Consider the following 1,918-nt stretch of genomic DNA (forward strand, 5'->3'; position numbering starts at 1 on the left):
ACAACGATGTGGGCACAGGCAGCGAAGTGGTTGTCATGCTGCATGGCTCTGGCTCCGGCGCTAGCGGCTGGGCCAATTTCCACCGCAATATCGACCCCCTGGTGAACGCAGGCTATCGCGTGATCCTCCTCGACTGCCCGGGTTGGAGCAAAAGCGACCCGATTGTCAGCACCGGCTCGCGCTCGGACCTGAACGCCCGCTGTCTCAAGGCGGTGCTCGATGCGCTGAGCATCGCCAAGGTCCACATCATCGGCAACTCCATGGGTGGTCACAGCGCTGTCGGTTTTGCACTGGCCCATCCCGAGCGGGTCGGCAGGCTGATACTGATGGGCGGCGGCACGGGCGGCCCCAGCGCCTTCGTGCCTATGCCTGCCGAAGGCATCAAGCTGATTGGCGCGCTCTACCGCGACCCCACCGTGGAAAACCTCAAGCGCATGATGAATGTGTTTGTCTACGACGCGAGCAACCTGACCGAAGCGCTGTATCAGCAGCGGCTGAGCAATATCCTGGCCCGCCGCGACCATCTGGAGAACTTTGTCAAAAGCGCCCAGATCAACCCCAAGCAGTTCACCGATTACGGCACGCGCCTGCCGGAAATCAAGGCCCAGACCTTGATCATCTGGGGGCGTGACGACCGTTTTGTGCCGCTGGACATTGGCCTGCGCCTGCTCTGGGGCATTCCCAACTCCGAGTTCCATGTCTTCAGCCAATGCGGTCACTGGGCTCAGTGGGAGCATGCCGAGGTCTTCAACAAGATGGTCAAAGACTTCCTGGCACGCTAAGCCGCTGTGGCAACCGACCTCATTGCAAGTCCAGCCTCAGCCGGTGACTGCCGCGTCACCGGCTGAGAAGGGCGCAGCGCCAGGCCTTTTTTCCGCAGCGCAGCAGTCCGGGATGCACGGGCTCAGCGGCTCAGTACAGCTCGTTTTCACCGCAGTCAGTGCAGGCCTGTTCGATATCGTCCCTGCAGCGCAGCAGTGCGCTGGCCATTTGCTGGGCAGCTTGCCGCTGCTCGAACACGTTCTTGACAAAGGTGACGCTCAAGCACAGCGATACGTTGCCTTGGTACTTCAGTGGCACAGCCAAGGCGCCAAAGCGCGGCTCGAGCTGCCAGTCCCCCAGATTCATGCTGTAACCACGGGCAACGGTGTCGGCAAGCTCCTGGTCCAGGTGCTGGCGCGCTCGCTGAGCATCGAGATTCCACTGCCCGCTGCGCGCCAGCAGGTCCAAGACTGCTTGACGGGTCAAATCGCTGGAGAAAGCCAGATATGCTTTCCCCGCGGCCGTCGACAGCATGGGCAACAAGCGCCCCGGCGTTCCTGGATGAAAGGACAAGGGGCTATAGGGCTGGGTCGAGCGGCGAATATGCATTGCATCGCCTTCGAACGAGGACAACGTACAAGGCCACAGCAGCTGCTTGGACAGACGCAGCATGAAGGGCCATGCCAATCGGGCCATCAGCGACCGGGGCGTGAAGCCATGGCTCAGGCGCATCACGCGCGGCGCCAGTCGATACAGGCCGCTGTGCGCCTCATAGTCCAGAAAGCGTGAATGGCGCAGCGTCTCCAGCATGCGCTTGACGGTGGTGCGGTGCATCTGCGTCATCTGGCCCAGCTCGGTCGTGGTCGCGGTGCCGCCGGGCATCTGGTTCATGCATTTGAGCAAGGCAATGCCGCGGGCCAGACTGCGAATGTCCTTGTAGGCCTCACTGGAGGCAGGTGTGTCGTCCGGCATCGGGCGCTCTTCTCGGTAGTTACCCGTGGCTCATGGTGCACCACGTGCACTCAGTTTACCGGCTTCGCAGCGGTCAACACAATCCAATTCACGCCACCACGGCGAGATGAGCAAGGACCAGGGACATGACAGAACAAGCGCACGAGACAGATTCCGCACGGGACGCAGAGGTCCTGATCATTGG

2 protein-coding genes are annotated in these 1,918 nt (G+C 61.7%); one reads left to right on the plus strand and one right to left on the minus strand.

Annotated elements, in window-relative coordinates; all coding sequences use genetic code 11:
- The coding region (locus D3H34_RS32190) for an alpha/beta fold hydrolase (protein ID WP_119558816.1) at positions 1-782 on the plus strand (782 nt) is incomplete at its 5' end.
- A 130-nt stretch (positions 783-912) separates the two neighbouring features.
- On the opposite strand, the gene D3H34_RS32195 is transcribed toward D3H34_RS32190, so the two are convergent.
- A complete protein-coding gene (locus tag D3H34_RS32195; RefSeq protein WP_119558817.1) occupies positions 913-1,734 on the minus strand; it encodes an IclR family transcriptional regulator domain-containing protein in 822 nt (273 codons plus the stop codon).
- Positions 1,735-1,918: the final 184 nt, after the last annotated feature.

This window comes from Acidovorax cavernicola (genome assembly GCF_003581445.1).

Excerpts from the sequence above, each read along its gene's own strand:
- D3H34_RS32195 (WP_119558817.1), bottom strand. The coding sequence starts at position 1,734 with ATGCCGGACGACACACCTGCCTCCAGTGAGGCCTACAAGGACATTCGC.